General features: G+C 47.0%; 22 protein-coding genes, 1 tRNA gene and 1 riboswitch. Of the genes, 17 read left to right on the forward strand and 6 right to left on the reverse strand.

The genetic code is table 11. The features are described from left to right. The first annotated feature begins 40 nt into the window (after window positions 1–40). A complete protein-coding gene (locus ACTHTU_RS07845) occupies window positions 41–1,687 on the forward strand; it encodes a Pycsar system effector family protein (RefSeq protein WP_440362248.1) in 1,647 nt (548 codons plus the stop codon). A gap of 140 nt (window positions 1,688–1,827) precedes the next feature. On the opposite strand, the gene ACTHTU_RS07850 is transcribed toward ACTHTU_RS07845, so the two are convergent. After that, entirely contained in the window at window positions 1,828–2,427 is a 600-nt protein-coding gene (locus tag ACTHTU_RS07850; RefSeq protein ID WP_440362223.1) for a CDP-alcohol phosphatidyltransferase family protein, read from the reverse strand. A gap of 71 nt (window positions 2,428–2,498) precedes the next feature. Continuing rightward, window positions 2,499–2,544: riboswitch (PreQ1 riboswitch) on the forward strand. Between the two features lie 3 nt (window positions 2,545–2,547). On the opposite strand from ACTHTU_RS07850, the gene queC reads away from it, so the two are divergent. Further along, a complete protein-coding gene (gene queC, locus ACTHTU_RS07855) occupies window positions 2,548–3,207 on the forward strand; it encodes a 7-cyano-7-deazaguanine synthase QueC (RefSeq protein ID WP_440362224.1) in 660 nt (219 codons plus the stop codon). 95 nt (window positions 3,208–3,302) lie between these two features. Here queC and ACTHTU_RS07860 read toward each other — a convergent pair whose 3' ends face one another. After that, window positions 3,303–4,364, reverse strand: coding sequence for a L,D-transpeptidase (locus ACTHTU_RS07860; RefSeq protein WP_440362225.1), 1,062 nt, complete (start codon window positions 4,362–4,364; stop codon window positions 3,303–3,305). A gap of 139 nt (window positions 4,365–4,503) precedes the next feature. On the opposite strand from ACTHTU_RS07860, the gene rlmD reads away from it, so the two are divergent. From rlmD to ACTHTU_RS07905, 9 genes are all read left to right on the forward strand, one after another. After that, the gene (rlmD, locus tag ACTHTU_RS07865; protein WP_440362226.1) at window positions 4,504–5,829 is read left to right on the forward strand and encodes a 23S rRNA (uracil(1939)-C(5))-methyltransferase RlmD; all 1,326 of its coding nucleotides are present in this window, start codon (window positions 4,504–4,506) and stop codon (window positions 5,827–5,829) included. A 124-nt stretch (window positions 5,830–5,953) separates the two neighbouring features. Beyond that, on the forward strand, window positions 5,954–7,429 hold the full coding sequence (locus tag ACTHTU_RS07870) for a 23S rRNA methyltransferase (RefSeq protein WP_440362227.1): 1,476 nt from the start codon (window positions 5,954–5,956) through the stop codon (window positions 7,427–7,429). 23 nt (window positions 7,430–7,452) lie between these two features. After that, entirely contained in the window at window positions 7,453–8,556 is a 1,104-nt protein-coding gene (locus tag ACTHTU_RS07875) for a response regulator (protein ID WP_070843488.1), read from the forward strand. Between the two features lie 10 nt (window positions 8,557–8,566). Continuing rightward, window positions 8,567–9,103: a GTP-binding protein gene (locus tag ACTHTU_RS07880; protein WP_003748733.1), complete on the forward strand. Its 537-nt coding sequence runs from the start codon at window positions 8,567–8,569 to the stop codon at window positions 9,101–9,103. 1 nt (window position 9,104) lies between these two features. Beyond that, window positions 9,105–9,746: a peptidase M23 gene (locus tag ACTHTU_RS07885; RefSeq protein ID WP_440362228.1), complete on the forward strand. Its 642-nt coding sequence runs from the start codon at window positions 9,105–9,107 to the stop codon at window positions 9,744–9,746. 39 nt (window positions 9,747–9,785) lie between these two features. Further along, complete coding sequence (locus tag ACTHTU_RS07890) at window positions 9,786–10,145, forward strand: roadblock/LC7 domain-containing protein (RefSeq protein ID WP_070460119.1); 360 nt, start codon at window positions 9,786–9,788, stop codon at window positions 10,143–10,145. A gap of 96 nt (window positions 10,146–10,241) precedes the next feature. After that, window positions 10,242–10,317, forward strand: a tRNA-Asn gene (locus ACTHTU_RS07895). 206 nt (window positions 10,318–10,523) lie between these two features. Then, entirely contained in the window at window positions 10,524–11,315 is a 792-nt protein-coding gene (locus tag ACTHTU_RS07900) for a fimb protein (RefSeq protein WP_440362229.1), read from the forward strand. A gap of 260 nt (window positions 11,316–11,575) precedes the next feature. Beyond that, a complete protein-coding gene (locus ACTHTU_RS07905; RefSeq protein ID WP_440362230.1) occupies window positions 11,576–13,135 on the forward strand; it encodes a TerC family protein in 1,560 nt (519 codons plus the stop codon). A gap of 63 nt (window positions 13,136–13,198) precedes the next feature. Here ACTHTU_RS07905 and ACTHTU_RS07910 read toward each other — a convergent pair whose 3' ends face one another. Beyond that, the gene (locus ACTHTU_RS07910; protein WP_440362231.1) at window positions 13,199–14,302 is read right to left on the reverse strand and encodes an anhydro-N-acetylmuramic acid kinase; all 1,104 of its coding nucleotides are present in this window, start codon (window positions 14,300–14,302) and stop codon (window positions 13,199–13,201) included. A gap of 153 nt (window positions 14,303–14,455) precedes the next feature. On the opposite strand from ACTHTU_RS07910, the gene ACTHTU_RS07915 reads away from it, so the two are divergent. After that, entirely contained in the window at window positions 14,456–16,030 is a 1,575-nt protein-coding gene (locus ACTHTU_RS07915; RefSeq protein ID WP_440362232.1) for an inorganic phosphate transporter, read from the forward strand. A gap of 342 nt (window positions 16,031–16,372) precedes the next feature. Here ACTHTU_RS07915 and ACTHTU_RS07920 read toward each other — a convergent pair whose 3' ends face one another. From ACTHTU_RS07920 to secA, 3 genes are all read right to left on the reverse strand, one after another. Then, window positions 16,373–16,810 (reverse strand): ProQ/FINO family protein, encoded by a 438-nt coding sequence (locus ACTHTU_RS07920; protein WP_070606914.1) that lies wholly within the window; start codon window positions 16,808–16,810, stop codon window positions 16,373–16,375. Between the two features lie 117 nt (window positions 16,811–16,927). After that, on the reverse strand, window positions 16,928–18,028 hold the full coding sequence (gene aroC / locus ACTHTU_RS07925; protein WP_440362233.1) for a chorismate synthase: 1,101 nt from the start codon (window positions 18,026–18,028) through the stop codon (window positions 16,928–16,930). A gap of 132 nt (window positions 18,029–18,160) precedes the next feature. Continuing rightward, on the reverse strand, window positions 18,161–20,914 hold the full coding sequence (secA, locus tag ACTHTU_RS07930; protein ID WP_440362234.1) for a preprotein translocase subunit SecA: 2,754 nt from the start codon (window positions 20,912–20,914) through the stop codon (window positions 18,161–18,163). A gap of 153 nt (window positions 20,915–21,067) precedes the next feature. Here secA and ACTHTU_RS07935 point away from each other — a divergent pair, with 153 nt between their 5' ends. From ACTHTU_RS07935 to dapE, 5 genes are all read left to right on the forward strand, one after another. Continuing rightward, window positions 21,068–21,490 carry a DciA family protein gene (locus ACTHTU_RS07935; protein WP_107769191.1) on the forward strand — a complete coding sequence of 141 codons (423 nt, stop codon included), beginning with the start codon at window positions 21,068–21,070 and terminating at the stop codon, window positions 21,488–21,490. Between the two features lie 291 nt (window positions 21,491–21,781). Continuing rightward, the gene (azu, locus tag ACTHTU_RS07940; RefSeq protein ID WP_070460143.1) at window positions 21,782–22,351 is read left to right on the forward strand and encodes an azurin; all 570 of its coding nucleotides are present in this window, start codon (window positions 21,782–21,784) and stop codon (window positions 22,349–22,351) included. Between the two features lie 85 nt (window positions 22,352–22,436). Further along, on the forward strand, window positions 22,437–22,946 hold the full coding sequence (locus ACTHTU_RS07945) for a hemerythrin domain-containing protein (protein WP_070584903.1): 510 nt from the start codon (window positions 22,437–22,439) through the stop codon (window positions 22,944–22,946). Between the two features lie 34 nt (window positions 22,947–22,980). Continuing rightward, the gene (locus tag ACTHTU_RS07950) at window positions 22,981–23,601 is read left to right on the forward strand and encodes a glucose-6-phosphate 1-dehydrogenase family protein (protein ID WP_004519621.1); all 621 of its coding nucleotides are present in this window, start codon (window positions 22,981–22,983) and stop codon (window positions 23,599–23,601) included. Window positions 23,602–23,713: 112 nt separating this feature from the next. Continuing rightward, window positions 23,714–24,847 carry a succinyl-diaminopimelate desuccinylase gene (dapE, locus tag ACTHTU_RS07955; RefSeq protein ID WP_440362235.1) on the forward strand — a complete coding sequence of 378 codons (1,134 nt, stop codon included), beginning with the start codon at window positions 23,714–23,716 and terminating at the stop codon, window positions 24,845–24,847. The last annotated feature ends 86 nt before the right edge of the window (window positions 24,848–24,933 follow it).

A 24,933-nucleotide genomic window follows, 5' to 3' on the forward strand; every position in this document is an offset into this window, starting at 1 on the left:
TGAAGCGGTAGAAATTCAGGAAGTGGTTGAACATCCTGAGATGCCGTCTGAAAAAAACGAGAAGAAGTCCAAACGCAAAAAAGACAAGGCGAAAAAGAAAAAAAATAAAGCCGAGGATTTGAATGCGTCTGATCTGTTGGGTACGAATAAGGGCGTGGAAACCATGTTCCGCAACGCCGTACGCTCGGAGATGGAATTGTTGGCGCTGGCGGCAACTAAAGCGAACATTATGATTTCGCTGAATGGTTTTATTGTTTCTGCACTGATGATTTCGGGGGCGTTTATTTTTTCATCGTCGCCCGAGTTTTTGATTCCGGCTAGTACGTTTATGATTACTGCCGCGGCGTCTATCGTGTTTGCATTGCTTTCTGCTTCGCCGGAACGTATCGGTAAAATGCAGGCAGCGCGTACATGGTTTAAGGATTTTATCCGTGGCCGTTCGAAACTGCAGGATTTGAAAACCCGCCTCAGCAGTACTGAAACGCGCTTTTTTGGCGGCAGTCAACCCAATATTTTGATTTATGAAGACCGTGTGAAACTGCAAAAAGATCAATATTGGGAAATGATGCAGGAAATTATGGGCGACCGTAAACAAGTCTATCAAAAGATGAGCGATCATCTTTACTGGCTCGGTTTGTTGGCGGATAAACAGTTTAAATACATTAACTTATCTTATGCAGTATTCCGCTGGGGTTTGCTGGCTTCGTTGGCGGCATTTATCGGTGTGAAAACACTGCCGTCATTACTTATGCCTCCGGCCAACAACGCGGCAGAGTTGCGTTCGCTGGGGATCAATATGTTTAACGGCGTATTTGAACCTTCTGCCGTACAACAGCTTCCGGATGGTAAGTTGCTGATTGCGGAAGATGAACCCAACCATGCGTTCAGTATCATCAGCATTGATAAAACCGGCAGGTTTGTGGAAGACGAGGCATTGGATACGCGCGTGATTACCGGTTTCAAACGCCGTCTCAGCGACTTGGAGGCTTTGGCTCGCGACGATGAAGGTTTTATCTACGCGATGACTTCACACTCACGCACCCGTAAAGGCAACCGCTCGCCTGACCGCGAACACCTGATGCGCTTTAAAATCCAAGACGGCAACGTGTTGGGGCTGACCAGCTACGACAATCTGACGCAGGTTTTGGAAACCGATCACAAGCTGCATGATTTGATTCGCGAGCGAACCAAGGCAGAAGTTTCTTTTGAAGAAATCAATATTGAGGGCATGGCGTTTGATCCTGTGAAAAAACGTCTCGTTTTGGGCTTCCGTGATCCTGAGTTCAACAACATGGCTTTGGTCGCGTTTATCAGCAATCCGAAAGATGTATTTGAGCGCAATGCCAAGCCTGAGTTTGATGAAGTGGCTGTGATTGATATTGATGGCGGCGGTATCCGTTCCCTCAACTATGATCCTGTGTTGAAAACCTACGTTATCGCCAATGAAGTGAAGGATGAGAATGGACAGAAATTCTCACAACTGTGGACTTGGAGTGGTAATCCGACCGATGAACCGCAAAAAATCTCCCTGCCTAATCTGCAACACATCACCAACGTTGAAGCCGTTGATTCGATTACCGTTAACGGCAAGCCTCAAATGATTCTGATGGGCGATGAAGGCAATGCTTCGCAGAAAATTACTGCCAAGTATATGTTGGTAGATTACAGTCAGCTGGGTAAACAGTAAGTTATCTTGGCTGCTGAATAAAAGGCCGTCTGAAACCGATAGTTTATGGTTTCAGACGGCCTTTTTTGTTTTCAGTAAAACGGGGTGATGGGTTTAAATATTTTAATCAATGATGATTAACCCAAGAACGTGGACAAGTTTCAGACGGCCTTCAAGCCATTGATGACACGGTTGTAGCAGGTATAAACCAATGCCGCGCAGGCCAGCCACATAAGGATATAGAAAAGCGAATGGAAGCTGCCGGCGATTGCATACCATACGGCCAATACGCCGATAAAGAATGCGCGATCGCTTTTGCCGAATGGTCCGTCATAACGACGGCCGTTGCCGTGGACTTGTCCCAAAACACCGCAAAATTCAGTCATTGCCGCCAGCCAAATAAACAGGGCAATTTGTACGCCGCCGAAAGGTGCAATGAAGGCAAAAGGCAGGTATAAAGCAGCATCGGCGGCAATATCGGTGATTTCATTCAAATAACCGCCCAATGCCGATTGTTGGCCGAACTCCCGTGCCAACATACCGTCCATCGCATTCAGTGCCATACGGACAAACAACCAGATCGGTAAAAGCCAGAATAATGTGGATACACCTGCAAACAATGCTAAAAGCAAACCGATCAAAATGGAAACGGCGCAGGCAAACAGGGTAACCTGATTGGCAGTAATACCTTTTTGATACAGTCGCTTAACAATGGGGCGCAACAGGTTTTGAAATTTTGGTTTCAGGGCGTAGATGCTCATAATTATGCTATATAAAAGAAAATGAAGTGCCGTGATTATAGACGAAATCCGTTATAATCCGTCAATCTTCAAATCACGCGGTTCGCAAACCTCCCGCGTTAACAAAACTAGGAATTTACAATGGAAAAACAGCAATCCCTCGTTATTTTTTCGGGCGGGCAAGATTCAACAACCTGCCTGATTCAGGCAATTCAAACATATGGCCGTGAAAATGTGCAGGCCATCACTTTTCAATATGGGCAACGCCACGCCATCGAATTGGAGCGAGCGCGTTGGATTGCCCAAGATTTGGGTGTAAAGCAGACGGTACTCGATTTGAACCTGATGCAACAGATTACACACAATGCCTTGATGGATGATACGGCGTCCATTGAAACAGCTTCAGACGGCCTGCCCAATACATTTGTAGATGGACGCAATGCTTTATTTTTGCTTTATGCCGCTATTTACGCCAAAGGACAGGGGATACGCCATATCATTGCCGGCGTGTGTGAAACCGATTTTTCTGGTTATCCCGACTGCCGCGATGTGTTCGTCAAGTCGATGAATGTTACGTTGAACTTGGCCATGGATTACGCTTTTCAAATTCACACGCCCTTGATGTACTTGACCAAAGCGCAAACATGGGCGCTGGCAGATGAAATGGGTGTGTTGGATTACATTCGCGAGCGCACGCATACCTGTTATAACGGCGTGGTCGGTGGTTGTCATGAATGTCCGAGCTGTATTTTGCGCGAGCGCGGTTTGTCAGAATATTTGGAAAGTAAAAAGGCCGTCTGAATTAAGAGGGGTATATATTTCCAATATCCAGTTGTACGAAAAGGCCGTCTGAAAAATTCATTTCAGACGGCCTTTGGCTATGTATTTTGTTCTGCTTAGAACAGTAAATCTGCCGGTTCGCTGCTTGCCGGAGCATCTTTCACAGGAGCAGAGGCTGGGGCAGTAGCTGGTTCGGAAGCGGCGTTAGGTGCAGAAGCAGGAGCATTGGCCGGAGTGGTTGCCGGTTTGCCAGCCGGTTTTGCCGGTTGCACCGGAGTCGGACGAACGCTTTGTTTCGGTTCGGATGCTGCCTTGTTGGTATCGTCGGTAGCATCGACTTCGATTTCAGTTCCTTGAGGCAATACCACATCTTTAGCCGGAGCCGGTTTCGGTATGACTTTAGGTTTGCTGTAAGCATCCGTGCCGCTGGTCCATGCCAAAGATTTCAAAGGAGATTTGAGTTTCACGCCTTTGGCGCAGGTCAGACAGTTTGCTGCGCCGGTGCGTCCTTTCAGGATTGCATCCACACGCGCGGCAGGAATGGTTTTACCGTGCGCTTTTACCCAGGCGGCAATGCTTTTTTTCAGGGCAGCCGTATCAAGGTTTTTCTTGTCGTATGGGTCACGATATGCAGCCAGCCACAAGTTCTGGTTGGCATCTTCGTTCAGGCTTGCCATTTGGTAGATAACGGAGGCAGGGGAACCTGTTGCGATGGTTTTGGCGAATTCCAATGCATCAGGCGATTTCATGCGCACGCAACCATGGCTGCGGACGCCGGGTACGCTGGCAGGGGCATTGGTACCGTGGATGCCAAGGCTTAATTTAGGGTCGCCAAGACGGACAAATACCGGGCCCAGCGGATTGTTTGGGCCGGCCGGTACGCTTTTTACGCCGTCATTGCGTTCTTTTTGAATAGATTTAGGGATGTGCCAAACCGGGTTGTAGGCTTTTGCGCCGATTTTATGTTCGCCCAGATTGGTTTGGGTCATGGCTTTACCAACGGCAACAGGATAAATTTTGCTCAGTTTACCGTTGTCGTAGAGGAACAAACGCTGTTGCGTAATATTGATAACGACGTGTTGTCCGGAAGAAGCGGGGGAAACGTCTGGAATAAGTGTGTTTGCAGCAGCGGCTGAAGTTAAAAGGGCGGCGGTCAGGCCGAACAGTATTTTTTTCATATCGTCTTTTTTTGTAGGGTTTGAAATGAAAGTTTTTGGCGCATGATACCTGAAACTCTGTGTTTTTGTGAGAAAATATGCGCTTTCGGTATTGGAAGACAGTCAGACGGCCGGTAAGCGGCTGTCTGACGGAAACGGTATGAGTGTGAAAGAACGGTATCAAGAGGCGGAAGTTTTTTCTTTGGATTATGAGGGCAGGGGTGTTGCCAGAGTCGATGGGAAGACTGTATTCATCGGCGGTGCGCTGCCCGGAGAGCGTGTAACGTTTGCCATTCATAAAGAAAAAAAGCAGTTTGCAGAAGCTCAGGTCGAAACGGTTTTAAAACCTTCTTCCGAACGCATTGAGCCAGCTTGTTGCTATTTTGATACATGTGGCGGTTGTTCGCTTCAACATGTTTCCTTTGGCGCGCAAGTTGCATTAAAGCAACGGATTTTGGAAGAGCAGTTGGAACGGATAGGTAATGTCAAGCCTGAGATAATTTTGCCCCCTTTATATGGTTACTCCTGGTATTATCGCGATAGAGCACGTTTAAGTGTTTCGATGGATAAGCAAGGCCGTCTGAAACTCGGTTTTCAGGCCAAAAAAAGCCATGATGTCGTCAATATCCGCCATTGCCATATTTTGCCTAAACATGTGTCCGATAGATTGCCTGATGTCCGCAATTTGCTGCAAAAGCTGCATGATGATGGTGTAAAAGTGAAATTTGTTGAGTTTTATTGCGGAAAAAATGTGACGGTGCTCAACATTCGTTTCGTAAATCAACCGTTTGGACAAATATTAAGCGAATTGCGTAATTGGTTTGATAAGATATTGTCGGGTACTGAAAAGGCATGGCAAATATGGCTGCAGGATCATGCCGAGTCCTTGCCGTTTTACCCTGAGAACGCGCCTGCCCTGAACTATACTTTTGCTCAATTTGATGTGGAAATGCCTTACAAGCCGGGTGATTTTACGCAGATTAATGCGCAATTGAACGAAGTGATGGTGGCAAGGGCGGTCAGGCTTTTAAACCCTCAAAAAGGGGAGAGGATTGCCGATTTGTTTTGCGGTTTGGGCAATTTTAGTTTGCCGCTGGCAAAAAGTGGTGCATCGGTTGTCGGTATTGAAGGTGCCGATTATTTGGTCGATAGGGCAAGGGAAAATGCACGCCTGAATCGTTGTGCCGAGAATATGACGTTTTCTGTTGCAGACTTGTTCGATACCGATGAAAAAACTGTTGAGTCGTGGGGGCAATTTGACAAGATGTTGCTGGATCCTCCGAGAAACGGGGCTTATGCTGTTGTCAAATCGCTACACAAGCCGTTTTTGCCTCAGAAGATAGTGTATGTTTCGTGCAATCCATCAACATTTGCACGAGATGCCGGTGTCTTGGTTGATAGGGGCTATAAGTTTAAGGCGGCGGGAATCATGAATATGTTTGCACAAACCTCGCATGTTGAATCCATTGGTGTGTTTGAGTTGTAAATTGGTATCAAGTCCTTTATGGGGGTAGGGTTTCTAATGTGAAAATGGGTGCGTTCATGTTATCATCATTCGTTTGGCGAATTAATAACGTTGAAGTTGCGTGTAAAGCAACAGATATTAATAAATGCAGTTTGCAGCACAAGACCGGGAGGTGTTCTTGAACTATCAACTTTTAACTATTTTTTTGCTGGTGCTTTTTTTGCTGGTGTTGGTTTTTGTTCGTCATAAACAAAGTAACAATTCAGACAAACAAAGCGCACATGCATCAAAAAGCGGCCGTACATCTGCTGCTCATACAGCCTTCTCTGAGGATGGAAACGACTGGATTGAGAAAGTGAACCAGACAGTTTCCAATGCGGATAATCAAGACTGGGAATGGGGCGGAAGCGGCTCAAACGATGCAACAGCTTCTGTTTCCGCACAAGAAGTCGATCCGTTGACCGAATATCAGGTTTATAAACAGTTTGGCTATGAGAGCAAAGCAGCAGAGTCTTTGGCCGGTTATCTCAATACTTTGGAAGACGGCGCTCCGGAAAAGCTGGTTCATGAATTAATTGGTTTGAATCTGCGGGTCGGTAATATCGACATGCTGGCGGATACACTTGAGCGTCATAGTGCCTCACTTTCAGAAGATAGTGTAGCCGAATACCTGAAAGCCGGTCTGGCTTTGGATTCTACTAACCTGCGCCTGCGTGTTTTTGCCGAGCATCATCTTGGTTGGAATATGCAGGAAGTCGATCGTCAAATTGGCGAGCAAAGCGGTTTGGAAGTTGCTTCCGACGGACATATTGCCTTTGAGAACGATTCGGTTGAACGTATTGTCGTTCCTGGTATGGGCAAACATGCGCTTATCGTATTAGGTAAGAAAGATTTTGGCGAAATTAGCCCTGAAGAGATGGGTGCGGTTATTGGTTTTGCCAAACCGGAGCGCAGTGCAAAAATCCTGAAAGACAAGATCAGCTACGAGACTGCTTTGCATCAATACAATAAAGCAATCCAAACTTCTGCGAAGCCCGCTGGTCTCATTATCGATGCCTTGCGTCTGGATTATCAGAATGAAGAAGTAGGGCAGTTTGCCAAGCATCTGTGGAAGCTTTACCACTCTCTGGGTCAATATGGCCGTCAAGTAAAAGAACGTATGCTTGGTTGGGGTTATAGCCTTGGTTATCACGAAATTTTTGATGATTTGGAAAAAGGGCCGTCTGAACAGCAAATTAAAGAGATTGGCTTGAAACGCGGTTATATCCAGCCAAGTTCTTTGCAGATGAAAGCCAAATATCGTGAGTTGGTTCAAAAAGACTCTTCAGTCATCAGCGCGAGCTCTTCACCTGCAGATGAAGCTGTGAAAGAAGTCGAATCTTTGTTGGCCTATGGTCAGTTGGATTTGGCCATCGGTACTTTGGAACAGGCTGTTTTGCAGTATCCTCAAGAATCGCAGTTATACATTATCTTGTTTGATTTGTACGAACGCGTTGAAGATTGGGGACGTTTGGAACAATTTCTGCGCTTGTTGCGTGAACGTGTTGTCAGCCTGCCTGAAGAGGTTGTCTTGGCAATGAGCCGTCTCTTGCAACGAATGAACCAATATTTAAAAAAATAAGATAATCGTAGAAAGTACGAGTGATGAATAATCATTTACCAAAAATTAAAACCATACGGGTTATGTTACAGGAGATGGGTGAGCAACAGCAGGCGGTATTCCGTATGGCATTTAAAATGCACAATACGACGAATTACGTCATCGTTTCCCCTGATTCTGATGAAAAACCGGATTTGGTATTGGTTGATACCGATACTCCGGCAGGTGTAGAAGCTTGGAAAGAGTCGAAGAAAACTTATCCGGAAGTACCTGTGGCTATGTTTTCTTCCGAGTTGCCGACAGTAATGACTCCTTATTTGGCTAAGCCGGTCAAATTTGATACCTTGTTTCCTGTTTTGCGCAGCCTGGCTCAAGGTGGCAATGTTTTTGAGCCGTCTGAGCAACAAGCGGCTGAAGAGAATAAAAGACAATCCAATTCCGATGGTACAAGAAAAGCAACCATTCGCAGATTTAATCCAAATAAAGGCTTGTTGGGTGCGCTGAAATTTGCCAGTCAAGGACATCAAGATGTTGCCGTCTTGCATGAAGGCAAGCCGATATTAATCGTGTTTCCTAGTATTCAGCGTGTACTGTTGACAGTCAGTGCCAATGAGTTAGAGAAATTGTGTAAGAACGATAACTTGGCTGTCGTGTGTAAGGCTGTCCCTGATAATCCGCAATGGAAAGAAAAAGCCAAAGTCACCATTATGTCATGCCTATGGCAAATGGCTATTTGGACTGCATCAGGCCGTCTGATTTATCCGATGACACCGCAAACTGTCTTTACACTCAAGCGGTGGCCAAACTTAACCCGTTTGGCACATGTTCCGGAATCTATGCGTCTGTCGGCATTTCTGACGAAAACATCTGTTAATCTGAACATCCTCTATAAAGTCATGCCTTTAGAAATGCCTGATATTTTGAACTATTTATCGGCAACATATATGACAGGCTTTTTGGCGACAGATACAGAGTTTGCAACTGATGCGAACAATACGCCTTCGTTGAACGAACAGATTGATGTGAATAGCAAAGACGTACCTGAAACAGCAATGAGCAAAGAGGCTCAAAAAATTGCCGGTCCGTCGAAAGAACAACCTCGCGGCCTGTTGCAACGCCTGATGCGTAAGTTGCTGGGCAAATCGTAAAGGACACGTCATGAAAGAAAATAAAATTATCTTTACCGGTCCTGTTGGCGTAGGTAAAACCACCGCAATTTCAGCTTTATCTGATGAACCACCGGTTCAAACCGATGCATCTGCATCCGATATGACACTTGTCCGCAAGGGGTACACGACTGTAGCGATGGATTACGGTGTCATTCATTTGGATGAGGAAACCAAGGTCCATCTTTATGGTACGCCTGGTCAGGAGCGTTTTAATTTCATGTGGGAAATTCTGAGCCAAGGCAGTATGGGCTTGGTGCTTCTTTTGGATAATACAAGAAGCAATCCATTGAAAGACCTGCAATTCTTCTTGGATGCATTCCGGGAGTTGCTGAAAAAAGCGCCTCTGGTTGTAGGGGTAACAAAGATGGATATCCGATCCTTACCAAGCGTGGATGTTTATCAAAAATATTTAGCACAGAATAATTTTAATGTCCCGGTTTTTGAGATTGACGCGCGTCGAGAAGACGATGTAAAACAATTGGTTACTGCCATGTTGTTCTCAATTGACCCCGGATTAGAGGTATAAGATGGAAGCGACACTTTCTTTACAAGCAAATTTATATCCTAAGATTACACCGGCGGGTGCGTATTATGCTGTTTCAAATGATACGCCCAGTGCCAGCAGAACTTTATTGTATGGCCTGTTGCGTGCAGAGCCGTCTGAAACCATCAGCAGCGAAAAAATCTTGGCATGGGCGGATACCAGCGACATCAATACTGCTTTGAACCTGCTGTATCGCCTCCAACGCTTGGAATTTTTGTATGGTGATGAAGAAATCAGTACAGACGATATCCATTTGACTGACGAGCAATTGCCTACATTGTTGGAACAGTTGTCCAATTCTGGCAAGGCTTTATTGGCTGATGAAAACGGTCTGTATTTTGCCAATGCCAATTTCCATCACGAGGCTGCGGAAGAGTTGGGCCTTTTGGCGAGTGAAGTAGCCAAAATGGAAGACAAACACCGTCTTTTGATTCGCAATAACCTACATATCAATAATAGCGCATGGGGTATTTGTGATCCTTCAGGCCAAAGTGAATTGACCTTTTTCACCCTGTATATTGGCATGACCAAGCTGATTTTGGTAATTGGTGGAATGCCTGACTTAAATAAAGAGGCTTTTGTTACTTTGGTTAAAGTGCTGTACCACCGATACGGCAGCCGTTGATTTTTGCCTGACCGATATTTATTTTAGAATGGAGCGACTATGCAACAACTATTAATCTCTGTATTAAGCGATTTGAACAATACCTCTGCTGATATCACTGCTTCTGCAGTTATTTCTACAGACGGCCTGCCGATCGCAACCATGCTGCCTTCCCACCTGAATGCAGACCGTGTAGGTGCGATGTCGGCAACGCTTTTGGCATTGGGTAATCGTTCCGTACATGAGTTGGCTTGCGGTGAGTTGGATCAGGTAATGGTTAAAGGTAAAAATGGCTATATTCTGTTGAGTCAAGCAGGTGAAAATGCAGTGTTGGTATTGATGGCAAAAGAAAGCGGTAAATTGGGCTTGATTTTGTTGGATGCGAAACGTGCGGCCAAACAAATTGCTGAAATCTTATAAAGTTTTATAAATTAAAAAGATATAAAATATTTTTGTTTTTATATAGATTGTTGCTTGACAAGTTTCTGATATTTTCTATATAATTCCATCTTTAATTCCCCGATAGCTCAGTCGGTAGAGCGACGGACTGTTAATCCGCAGGTCCCTGGTTCGAGCCCAGGTCGGGGAGCCAGATTTGAAAACCACCATCTTGTATGGTGGTTTTTATTTTTATCTATTATTCATTTGTTAGTCTTTTTCAGATATTGAAATGCTTGGTGAGATGGTTGTACTTAATGCTCCAATTTTCAGACGGCCTGCCAATATATTTAAATATCTCATTTATTTTTTTAAGCTGTACATAATATTTATAGAGAAAATAATATCTTATTGTTATCTATGGAAAGCGCACATACATTACATTCTTCATCACGCTTTCGGTTTGCATTAAAAAATGCGGCATGGCATTTGTTGATTAGTCTGATTTTGGCAGGATTGGCCGCTTTGTTGGTATTCAGAGTTTGGTATCCTTATCCGTATGCTGAGCTGACAGGCGGATTAGCTTTATATAAACTGGTCATTTCAGTAGATATTGTTTGCGGCCCGTTGCTGACTTTGATTCTTGCCAGTCCGAGCAAGAAACTTAAAGAGAGGATTGTTGATTTTTCCTTAATTGGCATGATTCAGCTGGCTGCTTTAATTTATGGTTTGTGCAGCGTATCTTTGGCGCGTCCAGTGGTTGCCGCATTCGAAACCGATAGGATAAATGTGGTAACTGCTGCAGAAATTGATGTCAATGATTTGAGCCATGCTCCGAAAGATTTGCAGGATTTATCTTGGTTTGGCGTGCGTCGTGTTGGGTTACGTGAAGCAATGAGTCCAGATGAGGCTAACCAAAGTCTTGATTTGTCTTTGAAAGGTATTGAACCGAGTATGAGGCCTTCTTGGTGGTTGCCAGATTCGCAGCAGGAACGTGAGAAAATTCGTAAGGTAATGAAACCGTTGTCTGTCTTGGCAAAAGCCCGTGGCATGAGTGAGGAATCAATTTTTAAACAGGCTTTATTGGAAAACAATGGGAAAGAGTTGTATTTCTTGCCGTTTACCAGTGCGCGAAACAAGGAATGGGTGGTAATCTTGAATGAACAGGCAGATTTTTTGGGTTATGCGCCGATTGATGGTTTTATCAAGTAAGAAAAGGCCGTCTGAAAGCTGGTAAGTGATGGTATAGGCTGTTTTTAAAAGAAAATATGCTGTCAGACTTTGCCTTTCTTTCGTCAAACTGATAAACTGTTTGCTATTATTGTTGATCGAGGCATAAATTTTTCATGAAAGACGCAGAGCAGAGTAGTTGTTATATCGCTTCTTTCCCTTTATTTATGTCCGAACTTTGGCAGTCTGTCCGTTTTAAGCGGAACGGCTGCCTTTTTGTATTTTAAAGGAACGCAATCATTATGGATTTCAGTTGGTTGGCCGAGCCGCATACTTGGATAGGCTTTGCCACGCTTCTGGTTTTAGAAGTTGTTTTAGGTATTGATAACCTTGTTTTCGTAGCGATTTTGGCAAACAAGGTCAAACCGTTGCAACGGGATAGGGCGCGGATAACGGGCTTGGGTTTGGCTGTCGTTATTCGGATTTTCATGCTGGGCTTCATGGCACACATCATGACACTGACACGCCCTTTGTTTGAGCTGGGTGGTCTGGAGATTTCCGGCAAAGACATGATTATGTTTGCCGGTGGTATTTTCCTGCTTTATAAAGCGACTACCGAGCTGCACGAACGCCTTGAGGGCCACAATCAATTTGCGGTTGCTGAAGGACAGAAGAAGCATTCTTCTTTTTGGGGCGTTGTGGCGCAAATCTTGATTTTGGATGCGGTTTTCTCTATCGATTCTGTTATTACGGCAGTGGCGATGGTGGATCATATTGTAGTGGCAATGGGTGCGGTTGTTGTGGCGATGACGGTGATGATTTCTGCCAGCAAACCGTTGACTGCCTTTGTGGACAAGCATCCGACCGTTGTGATGTTGTGTCTGGGTTTCTTGTTGATGATTGGTTTCAGCCTGATTGCGGAAGCCTTCCATTTCCATATTCCGAAAGGCTATTTGTATGCGGCGATCGGCTTCTCGATTTTGATCGAACTGTTTAATCAGGTTTCGCAAAAGAATGCCCGCAAAAATGACTACATCAGCACTTCTTGGCGTAAGCGCACCGCTGAAAATGTGTTGGGTATGATGGGTATCCGCGAAAGCATTTTGGCAAAAGCAGGCGATAATGGCGGCGATGACGAGCATTTTGAAGAAAACGAAAAATCCATGATTCGCAGCGTGCTGACTTTGGCGGAACGCCCGATTATGGGGGTGATGATTCCGCGTCGGGAAATCGAGAAATTGGATATTTCCCAAAGTCGGGAAGAACAAAATGCGCAGTTGAAAAATACGCCGTATAGCCGTTTGCTGGTTGTCGGCAAGGCAGGTGTAGATGAGCCTTTGGGCTATATCAGTAAAAAAGATTTGCTGAACCAGCTGCTTGAATCAGGGGAAATCAATATTCAGACGGCCTTGCGCCAACCATTGATTTTGCCGGACAGTACGACGGCGTTAAATGCGATTGAATTGTTCCGTCAAAGCAGCGCGGATTATGCGTTGGTGGTGGACGAGTTTGGCGCGGTGCTGGGTATGGTGACCATGAAAGATTTATTGGAAACCATTGCCGGTGAGTTCCCCGAAGAGTTTGAGCGTGAGGAAGAAGAAGCTGCTCCAGCCAGTCAGGATGAAACGCTGTCTGTGGATGGTGCATTGGAGTATGTGGAATTGGCTTCACAGTTAAATCTGCCTGCTCAAGAGGAAGACGCGGACTTTCATACCGTTGCCGGTTTGATTATGGAAGAATTGCAAAGTATTCCTGATGTGGGCGACTTCATCGATTATCATGGCTGGCGTTTTGAAGTGGTTGAGAAGGACGGACAACGGATTGCCCGTGTGAAAATCAATCGTTTGCCGGAAGAAGAATAAGGAAAGGCTAATATAGTAAAGGCCGTCTGAAAATGTTCAGACGGCCTTTTTATTGATTTAACTTTAGTTGCCGTAATGTCCTGAGCCTAAAATTCGGTGTGAATGTGCGCCGGTTGCATGGTGGGGATTGCTCGGGACTTGATTGCACCAACAGGCTGCAAGCCAGGCAAAAGCGGCGGCTTCCACCCATTGCGGGTCAAGATGGAGCTTGGCTGTGCTGTGCAATTTGGTGTCGGGAGAAAACAGGGTTTCCAAGTCTTGCATCAAAACCGGATTGCGGATGCCGCCGCCGCAGATATAAAGATGATGAATCTCCGGAGCAGCTTGTTTGGTCGCATCAAAAATGGTTTGTGCGGTATAAAAGACCAATGTGCGTATTACATCTTCCGGCTTTTCATCACCTTTCAGACGACCTTGAAGCCAGCTTAGGGAAAACAACTCTCGGCCTGTACTTTTGGGATAAGGACGGCTGAAGTAAGGATGGTCGAGCAGGGACGCAAGCAGGTCAGGGAGGATTTTGCCTTGTGCGGCTTTTTCCCCGTTTTTGTCGTAAGGCTGCTGCCAAATATGTTGCATCCATGCATCCATCAACATATTGCCGGGGCCGGTATCGAAGCCGAAAGAAGGGCTGTCGGGTGGAAGGATGCTGATATTGGAAATGCCACCAATGTTGAGTACGGCGCGGGTTTCATTCGCATCTCGAAACAGCGCTTCGTGAAAGGCTGGGACGAGGGGCGCACCTTGGCCATTACAGGCAAGGTCGCGGCTGCGGAAGTCACCGACCGTGAAAATGCCGGTCAGTTCGGCTAACAGGGAGAGGTTGACCAGTTGAATGCTGTAACCGTGTTCAGGCGCATGGCGGATGGTTTGTCCGTGGCAGCCGATTGCGGCAATGTCTTTGGCCGACAGGTTTTGTTCTGCCAATAGTTGTTGGACGGTTTGGGCGTATAGGCGGCTGAGTGTTTGCGCCAGGATATTGCTTCTGTGCAATTCATTTTCGCCTATGTCTTGCAGTGCCAACAATTCTTGGCGCAGGCCGTCTGAATAGGGTAGAAAGCTGTGGGCGACAGCACGTTGCCATTGCTTGCTCTGCATTTGAATCAGTACGGCATCGGCACCGTCCATGCTGGTTCCGGACATGATGCCGATATAGTATTGGGGTTGCATTTCGGTTACAGAAAGAGAAGGTAAAATGACATTTTAACGCCTTTTGACGTTTTTACGGGAATTTCGGCATTTAATGTAAATAGTTGGTGCAAGAAAGATTACAAAAAGGTTAAAATAACGTGACTCAACATGTTTTCCAAAAGGAAACTTTCCATGGCTCAAACTCAGTCGAGTGCGAACTTGAAGCTGATTAATACGGCTTTTGCCGCTATGCTTGTGAGCATGGTCGGCTATTTTATTTATTGGGGCCTGGGTTATACCCACTACAACCACTCAGTCCTGTTTATTCTTGCTACCTTTTTCGGCGTCTTCATGGCGTTTAATGTGGGTGGTAATGATATTGCCAACTCTTTCGGTACAAGTGTCGGCTCCGGCACATTGACCATTCCGCAAGCTTTGCTGATTGCGGCAGTATTTGAAGTCAGCGGCGCAGTGATTGCCGGCGGCGAGGTAACAGATACCATCCGTAAGGGTATTGTCGATTTGAATGGCATGCATCTGGATCCGATGCAGTTTGTCTTTATTATGATGTCTGCGCTTTTGGCTGCGGCATTGTGGCTGCTTTTTGCATCGCGCAAAGGCCTGCCAGTTTCCACTACACATGCCATTATCGGCGGTATCGTCGGTAGTGCCTTGTGTATGGCGGCATTGAACGGTGTGGATTCCGTTGCGCTGATTCAATGGGACAAGTTGGGCGAAATTGCCTTGTCTTGGATTTTGTCTCCGGTATTGGGCGGCATCGTTTCTTATCTGTTGTTTTCACGAATTAAGAAAAACGTTTTGGACTACAACTCTTGGGCCGATAATACACTGAAAGGCATCAAGCTGGAGAAGAAAGCCTATAAAGAAGAGCACCGCCTGTTTTTTGAAGCCTTGAGTGAATCTGAAAAAGTCGAATACGCCACCAAAATGGCGCACGATGCCCAAATTTATGATGAGCCGGACTTTGATCCTGAAGAATTGCAGTCTGAGTATTATCGCGGTCTGCACCGCTTTGACAGCCGTAAGGGCGAAGTAGATTCTTACAAAGCCCTGCATTCTTGGGTGCCGTTTATTGCTTCTGTCGGCGGTATGATGATTGCGGCCATGTTGATTTTCAAAGGTCTGAAAAATCTGCATTTGGGTATGAGCAACGTCAACAGCTTCCTGACCATTTTCATGATCGGCGCGGCTATTTGGATGGGTACGTTTGTATTCGCCAAAAGTTTGAAACGCAAAGATTTGGATAAATCGACTTTCCAAATGTTCTCATGGATGCAGGTATTTACCGCCTGCGGTTTCGCATTCAGCCATGGTGCAAACGATATTGCCAATGCGATTGGTCCGTTTGCCGCAATTATGGATGTGTTGCGTACCAACAGCATTACCGCTCAAAACGCCGTGCCACCGATTGCCATGTTGACTTTCGGTATCGCTTTGATCGTCGGCTTGTGGTTTGTCGGCAAAGAAGTGATTAAAACCGTAGGCACCAGCTTGGCAGAAATGCACCCCGCGTCAGGTTTTTCTGCAGAGCTTTCTGCCGCCGCCGTCGTGATGGCCGCATCATTTATGGGCTTGCCTGTTTCCAGTACCCATATCTTGGTGGGTGCAGTTTTGGGTATCGGCTTGGTTAACCGCAATGCCAACTGGAAATTGATGAAACCGATCGGCCTTGCTTGGGTTATTACCTTGCCTGCCGCTGCTGTTTTGTCTGTTGTCAGCTATTTGGTTTTGCAAGCCGTGTTTTAATTGATTATTTGATTTAAAAAGGCCGTCTGAAAGATATTTCAGACGGCCTTTACTTATGTTCATAAGAGGAGATTTTAATTTGCTTTAATGTTGAACAAATAATGCTGTTCAATGTTTGAACTGATGCAAGAATAATCAAGGTAATAGAGAAATACCTTATTGGGAATAGCTTAGAAAAATTTTGGTTTCAAAACTTGGCTTGGTGAGTGCAAACAAAGCTATTTTTAATCAGTCTACTATAAGGTTAAGGCAATAAAAAAGCCCCAATTCATTGACGTTAAAGATGTCGTATTGAATTGGGGTTTTTCTATTTAGTATGAGCCTTAGCAGGCCGTCTGAACATTATTCAGCAGCTTCGTTGGTCTCAGCTTGTGCAGGAGCTGTTTCTGCTTCAGCGGTAGCCTTAGCGGCTTGGCGTTCGGCTTGTGCAGCCAATGCCTGTTGAACGGCTGGGTGCTGTTGGGCGATTGTTTGTTCTTCTGCGCTGACTTCGCCTTTGAAGCGGTTGTTCAAGTCAAAACGTTTGCCGCCGCGAGCCAGGGCTTTCAGATAGCGCGGACGGCGGCAGTGGTTGGCCAGTACGCGTGCAATCAGTGCAGGGTCGTATTGGGGCAGGGCGGCAACCAAGTCTTGGTCGATACCGACGGCCAACGGTTTGAATCGTTTGAATACATCATATTTGCCGTAAATGTGATCGGCAATCATGTCTGTCTGTTTTTTCTTGCTCATGGTTTGGACGGCAGATTTCAGCGCAGCGCCCAAAGCGGTTTCTTGTGCCATTGCGGTTGTATTCCTCTAATATAAATCCGTATTTTCGTCATACGGCAATAAGGTGCTATTGTAGTATAAAGACTGTGATTTGGCTAAATTTTTCTGAGAATATTCAGAAATAAACGGTTATTTTTCCAATTTGGCAATATCTGGCGTATCAACCACTACGTCAGCATTTTGCGCACGATGGCGTAAGGCATGGTCAATCAATACCAAGGCCAGCATGGCTTCTGCAATCGGAGCGGCGCGTAATCCGACGCAGGGATCGTGGCGGCCATGTGTGGCAAGCTCGACAGGGTTGCCCTCTATATCAATGCTGCGGCGCAGTGTGGCGATGGAACTGGTCGGCTTGATGGCAATATTCACATGAATGTCTTGTCCGGTACTGATGCCGCCCAAGATGCCGCCTGAGTGGTTAGATAGAAAACCTTGAGGCGTGAGCTCGTCTCCATGCTCGCTGCCGCGTTGCGTTACGCTATCAAAACCTGCACCGATTTCAACGCCTTTGACGGCATTAATGCCCATCATGGCATAGGCAATTTCTGCATCGAGGCGGTCAAAAACCGGTTCTCCCAAGCCGATAGGGACGTTGGCTGCTTCGATATGAAGTTTTGCGCCGATAGAATCCAATGATTTGCGCACGCTGTCCATATAGTTTTCCAAGTCCTCAATTTGGCTTTGGTTTGCTGCAAAAAAAGGATTTTGGGAAATATATTCGTAACCTTCAAAATGGATTTCTTTTTCACCGACTTGGGTAACGTAGGCGGTAATTTCAGTACCGAATTTTTCTTTCAGCCATTTTTTAGCGACTGCTCCGGCAGCAACACGTGCGGCGGTTTCGCGGGCGGAACTTCTACCGCCGCCGCGATAGTCGCGTGTACCGTATTTGTGCCAGTAGGTGTAATCGGCGTGACCGGGGCGGAAGCTGGTGGCGATATTGCCATAGTCTTTGCTGCGTTGGTCGGTATTGCGGATTAGGAGGGAGATGGGTGTACCGGTGGTTTTGCCTTCGAATACGCCGGAGAGGATTTCGACTTGGTCGGCTTCGCGGCGTTGTGTAACGTGGCGGTTGGTGCCGGGTTTGCGGCGGTCAAGGTCAAGCTGGATATCCGCTTCGCTCAATTCTAATCCGGGCGGGCAGCCGTCAATGATGCAGCCCAAGCCTGCGCCGTGGCTTTCGCCGAAAGTGGTAACGGTAAAGATTTGTCCGAAGGTATTGCCTGCCATAGGGATACTCTTTTGAAATTGGGTTTGGAAATTTTTTGCTTATTTGGATAATTCTCAGGCCGTCTGAACAGATGTGAGAACGAAATCAAAGATTCTCGTTTCACCGTTCAGACGGCCTTTTGAGATGACTGCTTAGTTCAATTTACCGTGGCACTGTTTGTATTTCAGGCCGCTGCCGCAAGGGCAAGGATCGTTGCGGTGAACAATCAGGCCGTTTTGTGCAAGCGCTTCAGGGCTGAAGTCTGTGCCGTCAGGGTCGAACGCTTCGGTAACCAAATCGGTTTGCGATTGACCGAGCAATTCTTCCATATCAGGCGCATCGGAGTGGACGGTTTGAACATCGCTGACGCTTTGTGCGGCAGTGTGGTCGTATTCACTGTTGCGCTCGATTTGAACGGCGGTCAGCAAAGCGGCAATGTTTTGTTTGATGCCGCGCCACAGGTTTTCAAACATGGCGAAAGCTTCGCGTTTGTATTCCTGTTTAGGATTTTTCTGAGCATAGCTGCGCAGATGGATACCTTGGCGCAAGTAGTCCATGGCGGCGAGGTGTTCGCGCCATTGGTTGTCGATGACTTGCAGCATAACATTGCGTTCGAAGTCAGACATAGCCTGTTTGCCGACCAATTCGACTTTTTCGGCATACTCGTCTTCGATGCGCTTGATGAGGCGTTCTTTAATGTCTTGGTTGTCCAAAGTGCTGTCTTCTTTCAGCCAGCCTTTAATATCGACATGCAGGCGGAAATCGGCGGCAAGTTGGTGTTCCAGTGCCGGAATGTCCCATTGCTCTTCCATGCTGTCAGGCGGGATGTGGTAATCAACCAAGTCGCTGATAACGTCGGCGCGGATTTCGCGGGTCAAATCGCTGACGTCTGTGCTGGTCAGGATTTCGTTACGTTGATGGTAAATCACTTTACGTTGGTCATTAGCAACGTCATCGTATTCCAAAACTTGTTTACGCATATCGAAGTTGCGGCCTTCGACTTTACGTTGTGCGCCTTCGATTTGACGGGTCAGAAGGCCGTGTTCGATGGCAACGCCGCGCTCAGGAGCCAAGCGGTTGAGGATGGCGGCGGCACGGTCGAGTGCAAAGAGACGCAATAATGGGTCTTCAAACGACAGATAGAAACGGCTGGAGCCGGGGTCGCCCTGACGGCCCGCGCGACCGCGCAACTGGTTGTCGATACGGCGGCTTTCGTGGCGTTCGGTACCGATAATGTGCAAACCGCCTGCAGCCACAACTTGGTCATGTTCGGTTTGCCAACCGCTTTCAAGGGCAGAAATTTGCGCTTGTTTCTGCTGTTCACTCAAGGTTTCATCGGCACGGATGGCTTCAATTTGATGTTTGAGGTTGCCGCCCAAGACAATATCGGTACCGCGGCCGGCCATATTGGTGGCAACGGTAATCGCGCCGACTTTACCGGCTTGAGCCACAATCAATGCCTCGCGCTCGTGTTCTTTGGCGTTCAGAACGTTATGCGGCAGACCTGCTTCGTGTAACAAGCGGGAAACCAGTTCGGAGTTTTCGATGCTGGTTGTGCCGACCAAAACCGGTTGGCCGTTTTTGTGGCATTCGGCGATGTCTTTGACGACGGCTTCGAATTTTTCTTCGGCTGAGCGGAAGATTTGGTCGTTGAAGTCTTTACGTTGTACAGGACGGTTGGTCGGGATGATGACGGTTTCGAGGTTGTAAATGCTTTGGAACTCGAAGGCTTCGGTGTCGGCCGTACCGGTCATGCCGGACAGCTTACTGTACAGGCGGAAGTAGTTTTGGAAGGTAATAGAGGCAAGCGTTTGGTTTTCGCGTTTGATTTCTACACCTTCTTTGGCTTCAACAGCTTGGTGCAAGCCTTCGGACCAGCGGCGGCCGGCCATCAGACGGCCTGTGAATTCGTCCACAATCACGATTTCGCCGTCTTGGATAACGTAGTGTTGATCTTTGTGGAACAGGGTGTGCGCGCGCAATGCAGCCATGAGGTGGTGCATTAGGGAAATATTGGCGGCAGAGTAGAGCGAATCGTTTTCCTGCAATAAGCCCATTTGGGTCAGGATTTGCTCGGCGTGTTCGTGACCGGCTTCGCTCAGGATGACTTGGTGTGCTTTTTCATCTACCCAGTAATCGCCTTCGCCTTCTTCGGTTTCTTGGCGAATAAGGTGGGCAGGAACGGCGTTCATCACACGGTAGAGCTGAATGTTGTCATCCGCCTGACCGGAAATAATCAGCGGCGTACGCGCTTCGTCAATCAGAATGGAGTCCACTTCGTCGACTACTGCAAAGTTCAATTCGCGCTGAACTTTGTCGTATTGGTCGGTCACCATATTGTCGCGCAGGTAGTCAAAACCGAACTCGTTGTTTGTACCGTAAGTAATGTCGGCACCATAAGCAGTTTGGCGTTCGAAAGGTTGCAAATCGGCTACGATTACGCCGACGCTCAAGCCTAAGAAATTGTACAACGGCTCCATAATGCTCGCGTCACGGGAGGCGAGGTAGTCGTTGACGGTAACGACGTGGACGCCTTTTCCTGACAATGCATTCAGGTAAACGGCAAGGGTGGCCACCAGAGTTTTACCTTCACCGGTACGCATTTCGGCGATTTTGCCGTTGTGCAGAACCATGCCGCCGATCAGCTGTACATCGAAGTGGCGCATGCCCAATACACGGCTCGATGCTTCGCGGCAGACGGCAAAGGCTTCGACCAAGATGTCGTCCAGGCTTTGTCCGTCGGCGAGACGTTGTTTGAATTCGGCTGTTTTAGCTTGCAGTTCTGCATCGCTCAGGGCCTGCATTTGTTTCTCAAGCGCGTTGATTTTGGCAACGGATTTACGATATTGTTTCAGCAGGCGGTCGTTGCGGCTGCCGAAGATTTTCTTAGCAATGTTTGTCAGCATGAATAATTCCTACGCCTTGATATAATAGTGGGCGAAATTGGGATTTTAACACAAGCGCTTGTATAACGCGGTAATGCTGTTTGAAATAAAGGCGGTTTTGCTGTATTTCAATTGTAATTGTTTGGTTAATTTACTGAGAGGCCGTCTGAAACTATGGATTTAGCACAATTAGGCAAGCGCGATCATTTATTGGCGGGCTTGTTGCAACAATCGCAACAATGGCGGAAATTGGATGCAAAAATCAAAACGGTTTTGCCGGCTAACCTGCATTCGCATTTTCAGACGGCCTGCGTAGAAGACGGAAGATTGGTCTTGCTTGCCGCCAACAATATGGCTGCTTCGCGTTTGAAAATGATCCTGCCTGCCATGCTGCCCAAGTTGCAAACATTGCATGCAGGGGTAAGGGAAGTGGTGGTCAGGGTAGTTCCCAAGCCTCCGGCTCAGCCGAAAACCAATAGTTTGCGATTGAGCGAGGCAGCTTTAGGCAGCTTCGATGAGGCGGCAGCCAAATTGGAAGGCAAACATCCTGAATTGGCGGCGGCATTGGCAGAATTGGTACGCAAGCACAGCCGTTAAAATTATGCCATATGATATTATAGTTAATAAATGTTAAAATTTATATCGTTCGGCTGATGGCATCTAATACTAAAGAAATACGACCTAAAAAGTATCTGTTTTCTTTTAGGTAAACTGATGTAAACTTGGCTTGAAACTTTGATTTCGTGTGAAGTTTGTAGCAAAATAACGCCTGAATTTCACATCACGCTATACGGATAAATTTTAGTTTGGCGTTTGCCTTTTATTAATATATTCGTGTGGTGCTATTAATAGAACTTAACAAAACTCTCATCATTAGGAGATACATCAATGAAAGCTTATCTGGCTCTGATTTCCGCTGCCGTTATCGGCTTGGCTGCATGCTCTCAAGAAGCTGCAAAACCTGCTGAAGCCCCTGCTGCTTCCGAAGCTGCCCCTGCAGAAACTACTGCACCTGCTGATGCAGCTCCTGCTTCTGAAGCCGCTCCAGCCGACGCTGCCGCTGCTCCTGCTGCCGGCAACTGCGCGACTACTGTTGAAGCCAACGACGCTATGCAGTTCAATACTAAAGAAATCCAAGTAAGCAAAGCTTGTAAAGAATTCACCATCACCCTGAAACACACTGGTACCCAACCTAAAGCCAGCATGGGTCACAACATTGTCATCGGTAAAACTGAAGACATGGACGGTATTTTTAAAGATGGCGTTGGCGCAGCTGACACTGACTACGTTAAACCTGATGATGCACGCGTTGTTGCCCACACCAAACTGATCGGTGGCGGCGAAGAATCTTCTTTGACCCTGGATCCTGCCAAACTGGCTGACGGCGAATACAAATTCGCTTGTACCTTCCCAGGTCACGGTGCTTTGATGAACGGTAAAGTTACTTTGGTTGACTAATCCGCCTAAAGCTTGAAAACAGACAGCCTGCCTTGCGCAGGCTGTTTTGTTATAATCTGGAAACATTAATTTAAGAATAAAACCTATGAATCCGTTTGAAACCAAAAGCGTTACTTTTGCCGAACCCATTGAAATGCTATATGCCTGCCACGGCAAAGTGCGCCGTTTCTGCAATCAGGTTGCCATGTTGTCGGACTATATTGCCGAAAACGGCTGCAATCAGGTTGTTTTGCAAACCATCCGCCAAATTGCCCAGTATTTCAACGTTGCCGCGCCGTTACACCATGAAGATGAAGAAGAAAACTTCTTTCCGCTTTTATTGCAATATGCGCCGCAAGCTCAAGAAAGCGTTGACGAGCTGTTGCGCCAACATGTCAGTCTGCATAGTAACTGGGACGGCGTAGCGGCTGAATTTGCCAAGCTTGAAGCGGACAACGCCTATATCCCCGATGCCGAAGCATTCAAACGTTTTGTCGCAGGATATGATGTTCATCTGGCGATTGAAGAGCCGCTGTTTGATATGGGCAAAACCTTTATCCCCAAAGAAAAATTAACCGAAATCGGCGAAATTATGGCCGCACGCCGCCGTAAATAAGGCTGTCTGAAACAATCGTCTCAAGGAATACACTATGCTGACCCCAAAAAGTTGCGATTTGTTCAATATCCCTTTTTTCCAGTTTTCCCAGCTTAAAAAATACCAGCCTGAAAGCATTCCGCAAATCAAGGCAGACTATAAAGAAAACTGGCAGGTATGGCAGCAGCTGATCCAGCAGGTTGCCGCCGAATTGGGTGCACCGTTCGCGCCGCCGCATATCGAACGCTGGTGTAACGGCTGGCAGGTCCGCGCTCATTTCTTTGCCTATTTCAAATACGAACAATATAAAAATTCTGCAGCGATTTTGTCGATTTTGCTTAACCGCCGCCGTTTGAGTGTCAGCTTGGACTGGCATTGCTATAAAGCCGATGTGTCGCCCATCGCGCTGCCTGATTACAATCGCTGGCTGGATAATTTTGACACTGAAAAATACGCTTCATTCGATATGTGGCACGGCGCGGAAAGCGAATATGACGATTATCGTACCGTCGCCCAACAAAGCGACGGCGATAGAAAGCTTCGGGACGACAAAGATTTCTTCTGTATCGGGAAGCACATCGAACGCGATGATTTGGGTAAGCAGGATGTCGCGAAATGGATAGTGGAAACAGTGGAAGACTTACTGCCGCTGTATGAAGCTTGCCATGGAAAATAACTCAGAATACCGAAAGGCAGACTGCCCATTCAGTATCTTCAAATGAACTCAAGGCCGTCTGAAAATTATATTCAGAACGTTTCAGACGGCCTGTTTCTCAAAGTGAACAAATATGACCGAGACCCAATCCCTAGAGCTTGCCAAAGCGCTGATTTCCCGCCCGTCCGTTACGCCGGATGATCAAAACTGCCAACAACTGCTGGCCGAACGCCTGCAAAAAATCGGTTTTGCCGTAGAAGATCTTCATTTTGGCGACACCAAAAATGTTTGGTTGCGCCGAGGTACGCAGGCTCCGGTGTTCTGCTTTGCCGGACATACCGACGTCGTGCCGACAGGCCCTGTTGAAAAATGGGATTCGCCACCGTTTGAACCGACCGAGCGTGAAGGCCGTCTGTATGGCCGCGGCACGGCGGATATGAAAACCAGCATTGCCTGTTTTGTTACCGCCTGCGAGCGATTCGTTGCCGAAAATCCCAATCATCAAGGCAGCATCGCGCTCCTGATTACTTCGGACGAAGAGGGTGATGCGCTGGACGGTACGACCAAAGTCGTCGATGTGTTGAAAGCGCGCGGCGAGTTGATTGATTACTGTATCGTCGGTGAACCGACTGCCGTGGATAAATTAGGCGATATGTTGAAAAACGGCCGCCGTGGCTCGCTGTCGGGCAATCTGAACGTCAAAGGCAAGCAAGGCCATATTGCCTATCCGCATTTGGCAATCAATCCCATGCATACTTTTGCCCCGGCCTTGTTAGAGCTGACACAAGAAGTCTGGGACGAGGGCAACGAATACTTTCCGCCGACCAGTTTCCAAATTTCCAATATCAACGGCGGTACAGGTGCGACCAATGTGATTCCGGGCGAGCTGAACGTCAAATTCAATTTCCGTTTCTCTACCGAGTCCACCGAAGAAGGGCTGAAACAACGCGTCCACGCCATTTTGGACAAACACGGCGTGCAATACGATTTGCAGTGGTCTTGTTCAGGCCAACCTTTCCTAACCCACGCGGGCAAACTGACCGATGTGGCGCGCGAAGCCATTACCGAGATTTGTGGTGTTGAGGCCGAATTGTCCACCACCGGCGGCACTTCGGACGGACGCTTCATCAAGGCCATTGCGAAAGAGCTCATCGAATTAGGCCCGTCCAATGCGACCATCCACCAAATCAACGAAAACGTACGTTTGGAAGATATTCCGAAGCTGTCGGCAGTATATGAAGGTATGTTGAAACGTTTGTTTAAGTGAAAAAGGCCGTATAGGCTTTGAAAAACGATAGGGCGATATGATTCTTTTGCTCTTTTTGTTTTCGTTTAAGTTATCGATAATTGGAC

It is taken from the genome of Neisseria sp. P0020.S005, assembly GCF_051957055.1.
Classification (GTDB): domain Bacteria; phylum Pseudomonadota; class Gammaproteobacteria; order Burkholderiales; family Neisseriaceae; genus Neisseria; species Neisseria subflava_A.